This window comes from Streptomyces sp. NBC_00727 (assembly GCF_045161745.1).
Lineage (GTDB): Bacteria > Actinomycetota > Actinomycetes > Streptomycetales > Streptomycetaceae > Streptomyces.
This window is the reverse complement of record NZ_CP108981.1, coordinates 6028032-6043909: the sequence shown is the minus strand read 5'-3', so window position 1 is coordinate 6043909 and position 15878 is coordinate 6028032. Positions and strand designations below refer to the sequence as shown.

The following is a 15878-nucleotide window of genomic DNA, read 5'->3' as shown; positions in this document are numbered from 1 at the left end:
TTCCGTCAGCCGCCGAGTTCCGCGTGGCGGGCGGCGAGCCGCGCCGCGCCGCGTTCGGTGAGCGAGCCGAAGAGGCGCAGCCGTGAGATGCCGCCGTCCGGGAAGATGTCGATCCGCACCTGGTCGGCGCGTACGGCCTCCGGCAGCACGAAGCGGTGGTTGGTGTCGGGCTGGAGCCGGGTCCGGGGCAGGAACCCGGTCCACGCGCCGGTCTCCGCGTCATGGGCCGTCAGCCGCGCCCAGCCGGCCGCGTTGCCCTTGAGGTAGGCGGTGTCGATCTCGACGGCGCGGATGTCCGCCTCTTCGACGAGGTGGTAGTGGATCCAGTCGTTGCCCCGGTCGCGCCGGCGGCGGGTCTCCCAGCCGTCGTCCATCTTGTGGGAGCGGCCGGGCTGGATGGTGTTCGTCGCCGGGGAGTAGAAGCGGTCGGATGCGTCCTCGACCCGGCCGCCGTTCTCCAGGGCGACGACGTCGAACGTGCCGAGCGCGGTCAGCCAGCCGGGGTCGGGGGCGACCTCGCCGTACACCCGCAGGCGGGCGACCCCGCCGTCCGGGTGCTGGTTGAGCCGCAGGTGCGTGAAGCGGCGCTCCGTGTCGACGGTGAAGCCGTTGGCCGCGTGGCCGCCGACGGCGGTACGGGGGACGAGCGTCGTCCACTTCACGTCCGGGGCGAGCAGTTCCTCCGGGGAGGGCGAGCCGGGCAGGGAGACGGCCTCGACGGAGACGGCCTGCGGGTGGTTGCCGCGGAAATGGGCGGTGTCGACGACCAGGCCGCGCACGATGCCGGGCGCGCCGAGGCGGATCAGCGCCCAGTCGTGGTCCTCGTCCACCGGGTGCGGCTGCGAGGCGCTCGCACCGCGCCGGCGGCGGGTCTCCCAGCCGTCCATGATCTTGCCCTTGTGCCCGAAGCGCTCCGGGTCGAAGTGGGCGGGCTCCGGCTTGAGCAGGTTCTCGCGCTCGGCGAAGAACTCGTCGTTGGCGGCGATGACGCCCGCGCCGAGCCGCCGGTCGGCGAGGTCCACGAGGTGATTGAAGGGGAGGTCGGCGGTGCGGTAGTCGGCGTAGGGGTCGCCGCCGCCGTACGGGTTCGCGTCGCCGGTGAAGTGCGCTGTCGCCGTCATGCTCGGGGGTCCCTTGTCTGGAGGCGGCCGGTGGGTTCGGTGAGGACGCCGTCGGCGGCGATGCGCACACCGCGCAGCCAGGTGGAGCGCACCACGCCGTGCAGGGTGCGCCCCGCGTACGCGGTGACCTGGTTGCGGTGGAACAGCTCGGCCGGGTCGACGGTGAAGGTGTCTTCGGGGGCCAGGACCGCGAAGTCGGCGTCGCGGCCGGCCTCGATGGCGCCCTTGTGGTGCAGTCCGGCCAGTGCGGCGGGGGCGGCCGACATCCAGCGGGCGACGTCGTCGAGGCTGTGGCCGCGCCGGCGGGCCTCGGTCCAGATGGCGGGCAGGCCGAGCTGGAGGGAGGAGATGCCGCCCCAGGCGGAGGCGAAGTCCGGGGTCTTGAGGTCGGTGGTGCAGGGCGAGTGGTCGGAGACGATGCAGTCGATGGTGCCGTCGGCGAGCCCCTGCCACAGCGCGTCCTGGTTGGCGGCCTCCCGGATCGGCGGGCAGCACTTGAACTCGGTCGCCCCGTCGGGGACCTCCTCGGCGGTGAGGGTGAGGAAGTGCGGGCAGGTCTCGACGGTGAGCCGGACACCCTCGCGCCGGGCGGCGGCGATCAGCGGCAGGGCGTCGCTGGAGGACAGGTGCAGGACGTGGACGCGGGCGTCGAGCCGCCGGGCGTGGGCGATCAGGCCCTCGATGGCGGTGTTCTCGGCGTCGCGCGGCCGGGACGCGAGGAAGTCGGCGTAGGCGGGGCCGCCCTGCTGCGGCGCGGACTCCAGGTGGTGGGGGTCCTCGGCGTGGACGATGAGCAGCCCGCCGAAGCCCGCGATCTCCGCCATGGACCGGGCCAGCTGCTCCTGGTCCAGCTCGGGGAACTCCTCGACGCCGGAGGGCGACAGGAAGCACTTGAAGCCGAAGACCCCGGCCTCGTACAACGGGCGCAGATCCTTGACGTTGGCCGGGATCGCGCCGCCCCAGAAGCCGGTGTCGACGTGCACCTTGGGCTCGGCGACGCCCTGCTTGATCCGCAGGTTCTCGGCCGTGGTGGTGGGCGGCAGCGAGTTGAGGGGCATGTCGAGCAGCGTGGTGATGCCGCCGGCCGCGGCGGCGCGGGTGGCCGTCCAGAACCCCTCCCACTCGGTGCGGCCGGGGTCGTTCACGTGGACATGGGTGTCGACGAGGCCGGGCATGAGGACGTCGTCGCCGAAGTCCTCCACCCGGGCGCCGGCGGGGGCCTCGGTGTCGTACGGCAGGACGGCCTCGATGGTCCCGCCGGTGACGGCGACCGATGCGGGCCGGGTCCCCTCGGGGGTGACGACGCGCGTCGAGCGCAGTAGCAGCTTCACGTCCGAACCGGACACCCGTGCTCCTCACATCGCACTTTCAACGAACTGTTGAAGGAGTCTTCACTCGGGAGCGCGACCCGTCAAGACCTCTTCCCCGCTCCCCGGCCACCCTCCCGCCCCCACTGGACGTTTCCACAAAGTAGAAGGTCTATTTCGGAGTACGGAACGTAGAATGGGCCAGGTGCGGCGCGGCCGGGCCGCCGCACCACCTGCGGACACCCGGACAAACGGGCGCTGACCGGCCACGACGGCCCCCGTCGGCAGTGGGCCGATCGGAAAGGGCCCGGTAGGCTGCTGACTTGCTCCTCCGCCTCGAAAGGACCGTTGACGTGCCGCCGTCCCACGCCAGCACTTCCGACTCCAAGCCCGCCGGTTCCAGCGGTGGTGTGCAGTCCCTTGAGCGCGCCTTCGACCTGCTGGAGCGGATGGCCGACGCGGGGGGCGAGGTCGGCCTGAGCGAGCTCTCCGCGAGCAGCGGACTGCCCCTGCCGACGATCCACCGCCTGATGCGCACGCTGGTGCAGTGCGGTTACGTACGCCAGCAGCCCAACCGGCGTTACGCGCTCGGCCCCCGCCTGATCCGCCTCGGCGAGTCCGCCGCACGGCTGCTCGGCACCTGGGCGCGCCCATATCTGGCCCGGCTGGTCGAGGAGACCGGCGAGACGGCCAACATGGCGCTGCTCGACGGCGACGAGATCGTGTACGTGGCGCAGGTGCCGTCCAAGCACTCGATGCGCATGTTCACCGAGGTCGGCCGCCGGGTGCTGCCGCACTCGACCGGCGTGGGCAAGGCGCTGCTGGCGCACACCCCGCCGGACGAGGTGCGCGCGCTCCTCGCCCGTACGGGCATGCCCGCCGCCACCGACAAGACGATCACCACGGCGGACGGCTTCCTGGAGGCGCTGGACCAGGTCCGCCGGGTGGGCTACGCGGTCGACGACAACGAGCAGGAGATAGGGGTCCGCTGCCTGGCGGTGTCGGTGCCCAACTCCCCCACGTCCGCCGCGATCTCGATCTCCGGCCCGGCGGGCCGGGTCACCGAGGCGGCCACGGAGCGGATCGTGCCGATCCTCCAGCAGGCGGCGAAGGAGCTGTCCGACGCGCTGGCGAGCAGCGGCGCGGCGGGCTGAGAAGCCGTGAGACGGGCCCGGACCTCCGAGAGGTCCGGGCCCGCCCGCGTTTCAGGCCCGCGCCGGAACCGTCAGCCGGCCGTCGAGCATCGTGACCGTCCGGTCCACGCGGTCCAGGTGCGCGCGGTCGTGGGTGACCAGGACCGTCGCGGTGGAGCGCTGCCGGGTCAGCGAGACCAGCAGGTCCAGGACCGCCGCACCGCGCTCGTGGTCCAGGGCGCTGGTCGGCTCGTCGACGAGCAGCAGGGCCGGGTCGTTCATCAGGGCGCGGGCGATGTTGATCCGCTGGCGCTGGCCGCCGGAGAGCTGGTGGGGCCTGCGGCCGGCCTGCCCGGCGAGGCCGACCGCGTCGAGCAGGTCGAGGGCGCGGGCACGGGCGGCACCGGCCCGGCCGCCCGAGAGGTGCGTCATGACCTGGAGCTGTTCCACTGCGGTCAGGGACGGCAGCAGGTTGGGCTGCTGGAAGACGATGCCGATCCGCTCGCGGCGCAGCGCCGCCTTCTCCGCGCGCCCGAGCCCCGTGGTGTCCGTACCGGCGACGACGACCGCCCCCGCGTCCGGGGCGACCAGCGTCGCGGCCACCGCGAGAAGGCTCGACTTGCCGGACCCGGACGGGCCGACGACGGCGGTCAGGGTCCCGGCGGGCACGTCGAGCGCGACCCGGTCCAGGGCGGTGAGGCGCCCGTCGCCGTCCGGGTAGGTGAGGGTGACATCGGTGAGCGTGAGGGTCATCGGGCACTCCCGAGCGCGGTGAGCGGGTCGACGGCGGTGATCCGCCGGATGGACAGGGCGGCCCCGGCCGCGCCGAGGGCGATCATCACGGCGGCCGGGACGAGGACCGTCGCCGCGTCCAGGACGAACGGCACGGCCCCGCCGGCGACCAGGGCACCGACGCCGGAGGCGAGGGCGGTGCCCAGGCCCGTACCGAGGGCGAGCATCACGACGGCCTGCCCGAGCGCGTCCCGGAGCAGATACGGGGTGGAGGCGCCCAGCGCCTTGAGCACGGCGACGTCGCCGCTGCGCTGGATCGTCCAGACGGTGAAGAACGCGCCGATGACCAGGGCGGAGATGGCGAACAGGAAGCCGCGCATCAGCTGGAGCGACCCGTTCTCGGCCTGGTAGGAGCCGATGGCGGTCAGGGAGTCGTCGAGCGAGAGGGTGCGGGTGCCCGCCACCCGGTCACCGGCGGCCAGGTCGGCGGAGCCGGTGGTGGTCAGGGCGATCACGGTGGCGCCGCCGTCCGCGTGCCCGGCCTGCTGCCAGTCGGCGAGGTCGGTCCACACGACGGGGGTGTGGCTGTACGAGGCGTCGCCCGCGACGCCGGCCACGGTGACCTCCCGGCCGCCGAGGGTCAGCCGGGCCCCGGTGTGCACGGCCAGCTCGTCGGCCGCCGCGCGCGAGAGCACGGCCTCGCCGGGCCCGACCCGGGTGCCCGGGGGTGCCAGGCCGCCGCCGGGCTCGACGCCGAACGCGGAGACGGCGGCGGTGCGCTCTCCCGTACCGGCGGTGGCGTTCAGGGTGCGGATGCCGAGCGGCTGCGCGGCCTCCACGCCGGGCCGCCCGGCCCAGGCGCGCCAGGCGGCCTCCTCGACGGACGAGTCGGTGAAGGACACCGACCGCCCGTCCGGCGGGGCGGCGAACGCCAGGTGGTCGGCGTTCAGCCCGGTGACGGCCGAGGTGTTCTCCCGGGCAAGGCCGGCGGTGAGGCCGGACAGCAGGCCCACGAGCAGCGTGATCAGCACGACCACCGTGCCCATGAGCGCGAACCGGCCCTTGGCGAACCGTAGATCTCTCCATGCGACGAACATGGCTCCAGCGTCGTTTCCCCGGGCCTCGGAGACATCACCCCCGGGCTGGTGACGACATCAACCTTTCGATTGACCGGCCCGGGGCGGGCCGCGCCTACGCTGGATCCATCATGGAAACCCGCGTTCACCCCCCGGTCGCCGCCGCGCTGCGGCTGTGCCTGCACGGCCTGATGCTGGGCCTGCTGGCCCTCGCCGCCGCCAAGGCGTACGGCGACGGCGCCCCGCACCCCGGCGCGGTGACCGCGGTCGCCGGTGTGCTGGCCTCCGTGTACGTGGCGGGGGCGGCGGCTGGGACCGGTCGTTCGGGTCAGGCCGGATCAGGGAGCGGGCTCCGGTGCCGTGCATCGCAAGGCGGAGGATTGAGGCAGATGGGGCCTCCCCTGTTCGAGCGGAGCCGAGAACTTGGGGAAGGAGCGTTGGTGATTGACGACAACGCCGCGAGGTGTGGTGCCGGGGCCCGCGAGCCCGGCCTGACCCGAACGGCCGGCCCCGGGGCCGTGCAGCCGGAGACCCGGGCCGGCGCTGCGTGGCTGGCGGTGCTCGGTCTGCTGTGGGCGGCGCTGCTGGTGCTGTCGCCGGACGCGCTGTGGGTGGCCTTTCCGCTCTACTTCCTCCAGTTGCACCTGCTGTCGACGCGCTGGGGTCTGCCCGCTGTGGCCGTGACGGCGGCGGCCGCCATCGCGAGCTTCCTGCTGCACGGGCAGGCGGTAACGCCGGGCACGTTCATCGGCCCGCTGCTGGGCGCGGCCGTCGCCGTCGCCACGGTCCTGGGCTACGAGGCGCTGTTCCGGGAGAGCGAGCGGCGCCGCCGGCTCATCGAGGAGCTGGTCGCCACCCGTGCGGAGCTGGCCGAGGCGGAGCGCACCGCCGGCACCCTCGCCGAGCGGGAGCGGCTGGCCCGCGAGATCCACGACACCCTCGCCCAGGGCCTGTCCAGCATCCAGCTCCTGCTGCGCGCCGCCGAGCGCACCCTGCCCGAGGACGCCCCGGCCGCCGCCCATGTGCACCGGGCGCGCGAGGCGGCGCAGGACAACCTCGCGGAGGCCCGCCGCTTCGTCCGCGCCCTGACCCCGCCGGACCTGGAGAACGGCTCCCTGGCCGCCGCGCTGGAACGGCTCTCGGCCCGCACGAGCACGCCCGCGCTCACCGTGCAGTTCGCGGTCAGCGGCACACCGGTCGGACTGCCGACGCCCTACGAGGTGGCGCTGCTGCGGACCGCCCAGTCGGCGCTGGCCAACACCGTGCGGCACGCGGGGGCCCGGCGGGCGGAGATCACGCTGAGCTTCATGGACACCTCGGTGTCGCTGGACGTGGTCGACGACGGACGCGGCTTCGCTCAGGACGCGCCCACGGGCGGCGCCACGGCGTCCGGCGGCTTCGGCCTGCCCGCGATGCGCTCCCGGGCCCGTTCGCTCGGCGGCACCCTGAGCGTCGAGTCGGCGCCCGGCCAGGGCACCGCCGTCGCGCTGACGCTGCCGCTGCCCGTGGACCGGACCGGGCGGGACGCGGCATGAGCGCGCCCGTCCGGCTGCTGCTCGCCGACGACCATCCGGTGGTACGGGCGGGGCTGCGGGCCGTCCTGGACACCGAGCCGGACTTCCGGGTGGTCGCGGAGGCCGCCACCGCCGAGGAGGCCGTCGCCCGGGCCGCGGCGGGCGGGCTGGACGTCGTGCTGATGGACCTCCAGTTCGGCGCCGGGATGCACGGCTCGCAGGCCACCGCCGCGATCACGGCGGCCCCGGACGCGCCCCGGGTGCTGATCCTGACGACGTACGACAGCGACGCGGACATCCTGGCGGCGGTCGAGGCGGGGGCGGCGGGCTATCTGCTGAAGGACGCGCCGCCCGAGGAGCTGGCCGCCGCGGTCCGTACGGCGGCCGCCGGGCGCTCGGCCCTGGCCCCGGCGGTCGCGCACCGGCTGATGGACCGCATGCGTACCCCCGCCCAGGCGCTCACCAAGCGCGAGCTGGAAGTGCTGCAACTGGTCGGCGAGGGCCTGTCGAACGCGGAGATCAGCAAGCGGCTCTTCCTGAGCCAGGCGACCGTTAAGTCCCATCTGGTGCACATTTACGCCAAGCTCGGCGTCGACTCGCGCACGGCCGCCGTCGCGGCGGCCACGGCCCGCAGGCTGATCCGCCGCTGAAACCGTGTCCGCCGCCCGGTCAGCGGCGCGGCGGCTCGCCGAACAGGTCGACGGCGATCCGTACGTCCCGCAGCGCCGACGCCAGTGCGCTGACCGAGCCGATCGCCCCCGCGACCAGCAGCAGCGAGCGGCGCAGCCGCGGGATCTCGGGCGCCCCGCTGCGCGCCATGGTGTCCAGCGCCGCCAGCTCGTCCTCGGCGACGGGCCGGTCGGGGAACTGCGCGGGATGCCCGGCCAGGGCCCGCCGGAGCCGGGAGACCGCCGTGCGCAGCTCCGCCACTCTGGGGTCCTCACCGCTGCCGGTCACCCGCTCCTGCCCCACACTCTTCAACAAAGCTCCCCCTCGCACGTCCTTGTGCCGGTGTCGTTGCGCCCGGTCCCCGCACCGTGGTCAAGTGTCCGGGGGTGCGGGCAAGTTAACGCCATAAAAGGTGCCGGCCGCCACTCCGCGTACGTAACACACGCCGTACGGGTACGGGCTGGTGCGCGTTGACGGCCGCGGTGGGGTATCCAGGGCGGTATGACACACGCACACATCGCCGGACTCCTGCTCGCCGCGGGCGGCGGGCGCCGGCTCGGCGGACGCCCGAAAGCCCTGCTGGAACACCGCGGCCGGCCGCTCGTGGAGCACGCGGTGCGCACCCTGCGCGAGGGCGGCTGCGGGCCGGTCCACGTGGTGCTCGGCGCGGCGGCCGACGAGGTGCGGGCGCGGGCGGATCTGGACGGGTGCGCGGTGAGCGTCAACCCGGAGTGGACCGAGGGCATGGGCTCCTCACTGCGCGCGGGGCTCGGGGCCCTCGCGGACACGGGGTCGGACGCGGCGCTCGTGCTGCTGGTCGACCAGCCGGGCATCGACGCGCGGGCGGTGGCCCGGGTGCTCGCGGCGTACCGGGACCGGACGAGCCTGGTGGCGGCCTCGTACGCGGGGGAACGCGGCCATCCGGTGCTGTTCGGGGCGGACCTGTGGGCGGACATCGCGGCGGGCGCGGTGGGCGACCAAGGGGCGCGGGCGTATCTGCGGGCCCACCGGGAGGCGCTGACGCTCGTGGAGTGCGGCGATGTGGCACAGGCGTACGACATCGACACTCCGGCGGACCTCTCGCACCTGGAGTGAGGGCCCTGGCACGCTGCGCCAGCACACAGGCGGTTGTGTCGACCCGAAGAATCTCGACATCAACAAACCATTGAACTTCCACCATGAGGAAACTACTATCCACTGATCAGAAGCCCTCTGCACCTCAGACGGCGGCCACAGCCGTATCCCGGAGCCCTGGCACGCCGTGCCGAATCGGGCGGCCCGACGGCCGTGACGCCGTCCGCACCGCCCGCTGAAGGAGTGACAGCTCATGTCCGCACCAGCGCCGTCCTCGCTGGCCATCGTCGATGCCGAGCCCCTGCCCCGGCAGGACGAGGTCCTCACCCCCGCGGCCCTCGCGTTCGTGGCCGAGCTGCACCGCCGGTTCACACCCCGGCGCGACGAGCTGCTCGCCCGCCGCGGTGAGCGCCGTGCCGAGATCGCCCGCACCTCCACGCTGGACTTCCTGCCGGAGACCGCGGCGATCCGTGCGGACGACTCCTGGAAGGTCGCACCGGCCCCGGCCGCGCTGAACGACCGCCGGGTGGAGATCACCGGTCCGACCGACCGCAAGATGACCATCAACGCCCTGAACTCGGGCGCGAAGGTCTGGCTCGCCGACTTCGAGGACGCCTCCGCCCCCACCTGGGAGAACGTCGTCCTCGGCCAGCTCAACCTGATGGACGCGTACAACCGCTCCATCGACTTCACCGACCCGAAGTCCGGCAAGTCGTACGCGCTGAAGCCGGCCGACGAGCTGGCGACCGTCGTCACCCGCCCCCGCGGCTGGCACCTGGACGAGCGCCACCTCCAGCTCGACGGCACCCCCGTGCCCGGCGCGCTGGTCGACTTCGGCCTCTACTTCTTCCACAACGCCCAGCGCCTGATCGACCTCGGCAAGGGCCCGTACTTCTACCTGCCGAAGACGGAGTCGCACCTGGAGGCCCGCCTCTGGAACGACATCTTCGTCTTCGCCCAGGACGAGCTGGGCATCCCCCAGGGCACCGTCCGCGCGACGGTCCTGATCGAGACGATCACCGCCGCGTACGAGATGGAGGAGATCCTCTACGAGCTGCGCGACCACGCCTCCGGGCTGAACGCGGGCCGCTGGGACTACCTCTTCTCCATCGTCAAGAACTTCCGTGACGGCGGCGCCAAGTTCGTCCTGCCGGACCGCAACGCGGTGACGATGACCGCCCCGTTCATGCGGGCGTACACCGAACTCCTCGTCCGCACCTGCCACAAGCGCGGCGCCCACGCGATCGGCGGCATGGCGGCCTTCATCCCGTCCCGCCGCGACGCCGAGGTCAACAAGGTCGCGTTCGAGAAGGTCAAGGCCGACAAGGACCGCGAGGCGAACGACGGCTTCGACGGCTCCTGGGTCGCCCACCCCGACCTCGTCCCGATCGCCATGGCCTCCTTCAACGCGGTCCTCGGCGAGAAGCCGAACCAGAAGGAGCGCCTGCGCGAGGACGTCTCGGTGGCCCCCGGCGACCTCATCGCCATCGACACCCTGCACGCCAAGCCCACGTACGAGGGCCTGCGCAACGCCGTCGCCGTCGGCATCCGCTACATCGAGGCCTGGCTGCGCGGCATGGGCGCGGTCGCCATCTTCAACCTGATGGAGGACGCGGCCACCGCCGAGATCTCCCGCTCGCAGATCTGGCAGTGGATCAACGCGGACGTGGTCTTCGAGAACGGCGAGCACGCCACGGCGGACCTGGCCCGCAAGGTCGCCGCCGAGGAACTGGCCGCGATCCGCGAGGAGACCGGCGAGGAGGCCTTCGCCGCCGGCCAGTGGCAGGAGGCCCACGACCTCCTCCTCCAGGTCTCCCTGGACCAGGACTACGCGGACTTCCTGACCCTCCCGGCGTACGAACGGCTGCGCTGACTAGCGGCTGCGCTGACTGGTCCCCTCCCCCGGCTCCAGTGCGCCGCTGCCCAGCCCCTCCCTGGCGACCTGGGCCATGCGGCGCACTGTTGCCACGGAGGCCGACATGACCATGAGCAGGTGCCCTCCCGGTCGGTCAACGCGGAGCGCGCCCGGGCGATACGCACACAGTCCTCGTCGCTGTCCTGGCCGAGACGGATGAGACCGCGGGCGGGACGCAGTCCGTTTATCGCCGGCGGGCGAAACTCCGCCCACGCCCGGGGCCCGCCTCCACCACCGGAGACGGGCCCACACCGATCAAGCTCCCGCCGCGAACCTGACGAACTCGTCCCAGCCCTTGCGCCCCACAGCGAAGGGCGGGAGGGCGAGGTCCTTGGAGTCCCGCACATGAACGGCCTGTTCGGCGACCGCGACCTCCACGCAGCTGTCACCCTGGCTGCCGCTGTAGCTGGACTTGAACCAGATGAAGTGACCCCTCAGGTCCCGACACTTCCGTTTTATGCCGCGAGGTCCAGTCGTTGATGGCAGCGGATCCTCGCCTGGTACGGCGTGATGTAGCCGATGGCCGAGTGGATCCGCTCCCGGTTGTAATGTTCGGCGATCCACCGGAAAACGTCCTGCCGAGCCTGCGCCCGGGTTTCCCGGACGGTCGTCCCGATCTCTGCTTTCAGGACGGCGAAAAAGCTCTCCGCGGCAGCGTTGTCGAAGCACGAACCGGTGCCCCCGGCGCTCTGTCGAATGTCCAACTCACCTAGTACACAACGGAATTGGTAGGACGTGTATTGGGATCCGCGATCGGAGTGAAAGATCGCGTTTCCTGACGTGTGTCCACCCGCATGGGCCATCCGGATGGCGTCCGCAACCAGTTCGGTGCGCATGCGGTCGGCCATCGACCAGCCCGCAACCTCCCGCGTGCACAGATCGATCACCGTCGCCAGATACAGCCATCCCTCAGCCGTCGGCAGGCAGGTGATGTCCCCGACGAATTCCAGACCCGGCAGCGGCGCGGTGAAGTCCCGCAGGATCAGATCCGGCGCCGGCGGCGCCGTGCGGCCCTGTCGCGTCAGCGACCGCGACTTCCGTCGCGATATCCCGACGATTTCACGCTCCCGCATGATCCGTGCGACGCGCTTGCGGTTCACCACGTGCCCCTGGTCCCAGAGTTTCCAGGTGATCCGCAGGGCCCCGTAAGCTCCCCGGGAATCCGTGTGGATCTCCCGGATTCGGCAGGCCAGGACCTCCTCCTCATCGACCTTCTCCTGCCGCGCCTCCTTGTTCTGGCGCCAGGCGTAGTAGCCGGAGCGGCCCCAGCCCAGAACATCACACATCCGCTTCACCCTGTGGGCGCCTCTGTGCTCGTCGACGAAACGGAAGCGGATCACCGTGTCGTCTCCCGCGCGAAATAGGCGGCGGCTTTCCGCAGGATCTCGTTGTCCTCCTTCAGCCGGGCGTTCTCCCGCCGCAAGCGCCTGAGCTCTTCCCTCGCGTCAGGGGTCACGCCGGCGTCACCCCCGCCGCCCGCTGCCTGGGCGCGGGTCCGGTCCTCCCGAACCCACTTGCGCAAGGTCTCCAGATGGATACCCAGGCCCTGACCGATATCGGTGAGGGAACGGTCCGGCGAGGAACGCACCAGGTCAGGTCCACAGCGTCCCGCTTGAACTCTTCGGGGTAGCTCTTCCGCTTCACCACCTTGGATCACTTCCCCTGGATGACGAAACATCCAGCGTCCAGGTGTCGGAATTTCGGGGGTCACTCCACGACTGAATCGCTCCACCAGACCGTGCGCCTGCACGGCCTATCCGCCGGTAAGCACCAGAGGGTACAGGGACCCGAGATCGATGATGTCCGCGAGGAGCCTCTCGTGCAGGAGGGGCAGCTTCATGCAGCCGTTCCCGCCGACGGAGTGGGCCGGACCAGCTCCGGAAAGGCGTCTTCCCACGCATCACGCAGATGCGGGCTGATCAGCCTGCGCAGTACCGGCCACTGCTCCAGCAACAGCCGTCGGTTCAGGAAAGCGGCCAGATCCTCACGCATGCCCTCCGCCAGGACGGTCCGGTACAGAGTCATGCACGACTTGGGGCGGTCCAGGCTGTAGGTGCTGCGGCCGGACCAGACGATGTGAAGTGGCAGGTCGACAGCCCCGTGAACAGGACCGTCGAGCTCCTCCAGGCGATTGGGCAGCCGACGGCGGTACCGGTCACGCAGTGTCTCGGCTCGGGAGGTTGCGGGCGGAACGTTCATGTCCTCATTATCGCCGATGCGCGCGATGACACCGCGAAATCGGGGCATCCCCCGGACATCCTCAGGACGTGAAGAATCATCTCCATGTGGGCGATCCTATGAGCCAGGCGACTTGTTTACAGGGTCAACAGATACCTCCTCGCAAGCCCGCCCCCGCCGCGCGGAAGGCCCCCCTCCATGAAGCACCGGGACTACCCCGAGTTCCGCCTCGGGCTTCCCGGCGACGGTCCCACCGCGCACGGATGCCTGTGCACCGAATGCGGGAACAACAGCTCCCTCGGATTCCTGGTACGTCAGGGGTCATCCGTCAGCGCCACCGAATGGCACGGCCTGAGCGACCACACGCGCCGGCAGCGGACCGCACTCCGTGCCCGACGGCTCCCTCGTCGATGCGCCCGCCGAGGGAAGCCGGGTATCGGGTGGCGGCCCGGGACATCGAGTGCAACTCCGTCTCCGCCGCCGCCTCGCTCGTCATCTGCTACGGAGTGAGCGGTCCGGAGGCGTGGCGGGACGCCTCCGGGCATCCGCTCTCGGACTACCTCACCCCGGGCTGGTGCGCGCTTCCAACATGTCCGGCAGGGACATGGATTCCCGTTCAGGGGCTTGGCCACCCGCCTGGCGGCCGGCCACAGTCAATCGTGATGTACGCGGCCACGCTCCACGCGCGTGACCTCGTGGAGCATCGCCGCGCTCGTGGCCAGGCCGTTGCAGGTCAGTTGGCGGGGCGGGGTGCGGTGGGCGGTGACTTCCACGTCGTACGGGGTGGTGCTCGGGGCGGGGCCGGTGAGGCGGATCAGCCAGTGGGGGCCGGCTCGGGTGGTGCCGGCGACCGTGTAGGCGTGGCGGGCGGCCGGGCCGTAGCGGGCCAGTACGGCGGCGACGGCGGCCTGCTGGGCGGGGAAGAGGTCGGTGTAGCCGCGCAGGTGGGCGGCGTGGACGCGGCCCGCGAGGTGCTGGTCGACCACCGTGACGGACGAGGCGGCGTCCAGGCCGCCGTAGTAGACGCCGTCGGGGGCGACGAGCACGTTGGCGGCGAAGCGGTCGCCGCCCACGTGCGTGCACTCCCACACCAGGTCGGGCCACCGCTCGCTCAGCGCGCCGGCCACCGGGCGTCCGCGCACGGCGCAGCACGTGTCGTGCCGGCCGTGGGTGCAGACGAGGACGACGGGCGGGTGGCCCGTCTCCCCCGGCTCCCCGGGCGCTTCGAGCACGTCGGCGATGCGGGCCAGGTCCTCGTCGCGTTCCCAGGTCCCCCACTGCTGACGGTGGGCGCCCGTGGCGTCGTACCGGAGTACGGCCCAGCGGCGGGGGCCCGGCCGCGGGGCGCGGCGGCCGTGGCGTCGGATCAGGAGGATGCGGGCCCGGACCGCCCGGGCCGCCTCGAAGAGGAGGGACTGGGCGACGGGGTCGAGCGGGAGGCCGTCGTAGCCGTTGGCGGGCCAGGGTGCGTGGTGTTCGAGGAGGACCCAGACGAGCCCGTACGGGGCCGTGCCCGGGAGGGCGTCGCCGCGGGCCCGGGCGGCGTCGGCGCAGAAGAAGCGTTCCGCGCTCACTGAGGGGCCGGGACGAGGACGCCGGCGCGCAGCAGCCTTCCCGCGCGGGCGAGGCCGAGGTCGCCGGCGGTGCGCACCTCGCCGGCGAGCAGGCGGTCCAGGGCCGGCAGGTCGGCGTCCGGGAAGTCGAGCCAGCCCACCCGGGTCACCAGGCGGCAGCCTTCGAGGCGGGCCTCCAGCGCACCTCTGAGCCGGACCGGGGTGCCGGGGACCAGTCCGTCCACCGCGGCCAGCTGGGCGAGCGGGCCGAGCGGGGCGGGGCGGGACTGGGCGCGCCGGGTGCGGTGGAAGTGCGGGGCGGGATCGGCCTCGGCGAGGGCGGCGCGGAGGCGTTCGCGGACCGGGGCGGCCTCGTCGTCCGGGCCGGTCACGCCGAGCGGCAGGGAGCCGCGCATCCACGGGTCGTCGCGCAGTTCCGCGAGCGCGGAGCGCATGAGCTGTTCGGCCAGGGCGTACCGGGTCCAGGCGTGCACGCCGAGCGTCAGGTGGACCGAGACCTCGCCCTGCGCCTCGGCGGCGTGCAGCCAGCCGCGCGGCAGGTAGAGGACGTCGCCCGGTTCGAGCACCGTGTCGAGGTAGGGCTCGCCCCCGGCGGCCTCGGCGACGGCCCCGCGGTGGTCGGTCCAGGGCTGGTCGCGCAGGGGGTCGGGGTGCACGGGCGGGTGGACGATCCAGCGCTTGGTGCCCTCGATCTGGAGCACGAAGACGTCGTGGACGTCGTAGTGGGCGTCGAACCCGCGGTTCTGTGGCGGGGTGACGTACGCGTTGGCCTGCACCGGGTGGCCCAGCTCGGCGGCGAGCGCGGCGGTGAGGTCGCCGACGGGGGCCCAGGTGCGCTGGAGGGCCTGCAGGACGAGGGTGGCGCCGTCGGCGAACTCCCGCCACAGGGCGGTGTCGTCGGCCTGGTCGCCGATGGTGGCGCCCACCCCGGCGGGCGAGGTGAACGAGGCGTCGGGGAGCGTGGCGCCGTTCTTGGCGACGCGGAGGAACGGCGTACGCAGGCCGCGCCGCGAGACGAGTTCGTCGACGGCTGCGGCCGAGAAGAGGTCGGAGAAGTCGCCGGCCCGGCGGGTGAGCAGGGCCGTGCGGGCCCAGATGTCACGGGCGAACGTCTCCCGGCCGGTGCCGGGCGTCAGACGTGACTCCAGGACCCCGGGGGCCGCCGTCGCGGCCCGGGGGTCCTGGATGCCGGCCGGGGACGTGCTCAAGAACGGTCCGCGCCGCCGTCGGCACCGCCGTCGTGGACACCGGGCGTACCCGCCGCGCCACCGTCCGCCGGACCCTCGGCGCCACCGTCCGCACCGCCGTCGTGGACACCCGGCGTGCCCGCAGCACCGCCGTCCGCGGGGCCTTCCGCCCCACCGTCCGCACCGCCGTCGTGGACGCCCGGCGTACCCGCCGCACCGCCGTCCGCGGGGCCTTCCGCCCCACCGTCCGCACCGCCGTCGTGGACGCCCGGCGTACCCGCCGCACCGCCGTCCGCGGGGCCTTCCTGCTGGTTCGGGTCCTGCTCGGGGCTGGTCATGTTTCCTCCCGCGCATCGAACGGCTGGGGCCGGACCCGTACCGGATCCGGTTGTGAGGCA

At 72.8% G+C, this 15878-nt stretch carries 17 protein-coding genes; 5 read left to right on the top strand and 12 right to left on the bottom strand.

The genetic code is table 11. The annotated features are described in order from the left end of the window. Positions 1-5 precede the first annotated feature (5 nt). Entirely contained in the window at positions 6-1121 is a 1116-nt protein-coding gene (gene alc, locus OG242_RS27395) for an allantoicase (RefSeq protein WP_405900675.1), read from the bottom strand. Next, on the bottom strand, positions 1118-2467 hold the full coding sequence (gene allB, locus OG242_RS27390; RefSeq protein WP_405900674.1) for an allantoinase AllB: 1350 nt from the start codon (positions 2465-2467) through the stop codon (positions 1118-1120). The genes alc and allB overlap by 4 nt, the downstream gene beginning before the upstream one ends. 314 nt (positions 2468-2781) lie before the next feature. On the opposite strand from allB, the gene OG242_RS27385 reads away from it, so the two are divergent. Next, the gene (locus OG242_RS27385) at positions 2782-3582 is read left to right on the top strand and encodes an IclR family transcriptional regulator (RefSeq protein ID WP_405900673.1); all 801 of its coding nucleotides are present in this window, start codon (positions 2782-2784) and stop codon (positions 3580-3582) included. Positions 3583-3633: 51 nt separating this feature from the next. Here the strand turns inward: OG242_RS27385 and OG242_RS27380 are convergent, their stop codons facing one another. Both OG242_RS27380 and OG242_RS27375 read right to left on the bottom strand, forming a co-directional pair. Continuing rightward, complete coding sequence (locus OG242_RS27380; RefSeq protein ID WP_405900672.1) at positions 3634-4314, bottom strand: ABC transporter ATP-binding protein; 681 nt, start codon at positions 4312-4314, stop codon at positions 3634-3636. Then, the gene (locus OG242_RS27375) at positions 4311-5390 is read right to left on the bottom strand and encodes an ABC transporter permease (RefSeq protein WP_405900671.1); all 1080 of its coding nucleotides are present in this window, start codon (positions 5388-5390) and stop codon (positions 4311-4313) included. Before OG242_RS27375 ends, OG242_RS27380 begins: the two co-directional genes overlap by 4 nt. A gap of 110 nt (positions 5391-5500) precedes the next feature. Here OG242_RS27375 and OG242_RS27370 point away from each other — a divergent pair, with 110 nt between their 5' ends. Continuing rightward, complete coding sequence (locus tag OG242_RS27370; RefSeq protein WP_405900670.1) at positions 5501-6904, top strand: sensor histidine kinase; 1404 nt, start codon at positions 5501-5503, stop codon at positions 6902-6904. Next, positions 6901-7533, top strand: a complete 633-nt coding sequence (locus OG242_RS27365; protein ID WP_147969653.1) for a response regulator transcription factor — start codon at positions 6901-6903, stop codon at positions 7531-7533. The genes OG242_RS27370 and OG242_RS27365 overlap by 4 nt, the downstream gene beginning before the upstream one ends. 19 nt (positions 7534-7552) lie before the next feature. Here the strand turns inward: OG242_RS27365 and OG242_RS27360 are convergent, their stop codons facing one another. Beyond that, positions 7553-7855 carry a DUF5955 family protein gene (locus OG242_RS27360; protein ID WP_405901743.1) on the bottom strand — a complete coding sequence of 101 codons (303 nt, stop codon included), beginning with the start codon at positions 7853-7855 and terminating at the stop codon, positions 7553-7555. Between the two features lie 198 nt (positions 7856-8053). On the opposite strand from OG242_RS27360, the gene OG242_RS27355 reads away from it, so the two are divergent. Together OG242_RS27355 and aceB are read left to right on the top strand one after the other, a co-directional pair. Further along, positions 8054-8647: an NTP transferase domain-containing protein gene (locus tag OG242_RS27355; RefSeq protein WP_405900669.1), complete on the top strand. Its 594-nt coding sequence runs from the start codon at positions 8054-8056 to the stop codon at positions 8645-8647. 232 nt (positions 8648-8879) lie between these two features. Further along, positions 8880-10499, top strand: a complete 1620-nt coding sequence (gene aceB, locus OG242_RS27350) for a malate synthase A (protein ID WP_405900668.1) — start codon at positions 8880-8882, stop codon at positions 10497-10499. 297 nt (positions 10500-10796) lie between these two features. Here aceB and OG242_RS27345 read toward each other — a convergent pair whose 3' ends face one another. The 7 genes from OG242_RS27345 to OG242_RS27315 form a co-directional block, all read right to left on the bottom strand. Then, positions 10797-10979, bottom strand: a complete 183-nt coding sequence (locus tag OG242_RS27345) for a DUF397 domain-containing protein (RefSeq protein ID WP_405901742.1) — start codon at positions 10977-10979, stop codon at positions 10797-10799. A gap of 17 nt (positions 10980-10996) precedes the next feature. Further along, complete coding sequence (locus OG242_RS27340) at positions 10997-11881, bottom strand: IS3 family transposase (protein ID WP_405900667.1); 885 nt, start codon at positions 11879-11881, stop codon at positions 10997-10999. Continuing rightward, complete coding sequence (locus OG242_RS27335) at positions 11878-12129, bottom strand: transposase (RefSeq protein WP_405900666.1); 252 nt, start codon at positions 12127-12129, stop codon at positions 11878-11880. The genes OG242_RS27340 and OG242_RS27335 overlap by 4 nt, the downstream gene beginning before the upstream one ends. A gap of 248 nt (positions 12130-12377) precedes the next feature. After that, positions 12378-12740: a hypothetical protein gene (locus OG242_RS27330; protein WP_405901741.1), complete on the bottom strand. Its 363-nt coding sequence runs from the start codon at positions 12738-12740 to the stop codon at positions 12378-12380. A 632-nt stretch (positions 12741-13372) separates the two neighbouring features. Further along, on the bottom strand, positions 13373-14293 hold the full coding sequence (locus OG242_RS27325; protein WP_405900665.1) for a sucrase ferredoxin: 921 nt from the start codon (positions 14291-14293) through the stop codon (positions 13373-13375). Next, on the bottom strand, positions 14290-15501 hold the full coding sequence (locus tag OG242_RS27320) for a cupin domain-containing protein (protein WP_405900664.1): 1212 nt from the start codon (positions 15499-15501) through the stop codon (positions 14290-14292). The genes OG242_RS27325 and OG242_RS27320 overlap by 4 nt, the downstream gene beginning before the upstream one ends. After that, positions 15498-15818, bottom strand: a complete 321-nt coding sequence (locus OG242_RS27315) for a BatC protein (RefSeq protein ID WP_361340950.1) — start codon at positions 15816-15818, stop codon at positions 15498-15500. The genes OG242_RS27320 and OG242_RS27315 overlap by 4 nt, the downstream gene beginning before the upstream one ends. Positions 15819-15878 lie beyond the last annotated feature (60 nt).

Bases quoted from the DNA above. Each gene is read 5' to 3' on its own strand.
- alc (WP_405900675.1), bottom strand. From the start codon at position 1,121: ATGACGGCGACAGCGCACTTCACCGGCGACGCGAACCCGTACGGCGGC.
- OG242_RS27380 (WP_405900672.1), bottom strand. From the start codon at position 4,314: ATGACCCTCACGCTCACCGATGTCACCCTCACCTACCCGGACGGCGAC.
- OG242_RS27375 (WP_405900671.1), bottom strand. From the start codon at position 5,390: ATGTTCGTCGCATGGAGAGATCTACGGTTCGCCAAGGGCCGGTTCGCG.
- OG242_RS27370 (WP_405900670.1), top strand. From the start codon at position 5,501: ATGGAAACCCGCGTTCACCCCCCGGTCGCCGCCGCGCTGCGGCTGTGC.
- OG242_RS27365 (WP_147969653.1), top strand. From the start codon at position 6,901: ATGAGCGCGCCCGTCCGGCTGCTGCTCGCCGACGACCATCCGGTGGTA.
- OG242_RS27355 (WP_405900669.1), top strand. From the start codon at position 8,054: ATGACACACGCACACATCGCCGGACTCCTGCTCGCCGCGGGCGGCGGG.
- aceB (WP_405900668.1), top strand. From the start codon at position 8,880: ATGTCCGCACCAGCGCCGTCCTCGCTGGCCATCGTCGATGCCGAGCCC.
- OG242_RS27330 (WP_405901741.1), bottom strand. From the start codon at position 12,740: ATGAACGTTCCGCCCGCAACCTCCCGAGCCGAGACACTGCGTGACCGG.
- OG242_RS27315 (WP_361340950.1), bottom strand. From the start codon at position 15,818: ATGACCAGCCCCGAGCAGGACCCGAACCAGCAGGAAGGCCCCGCGGAC.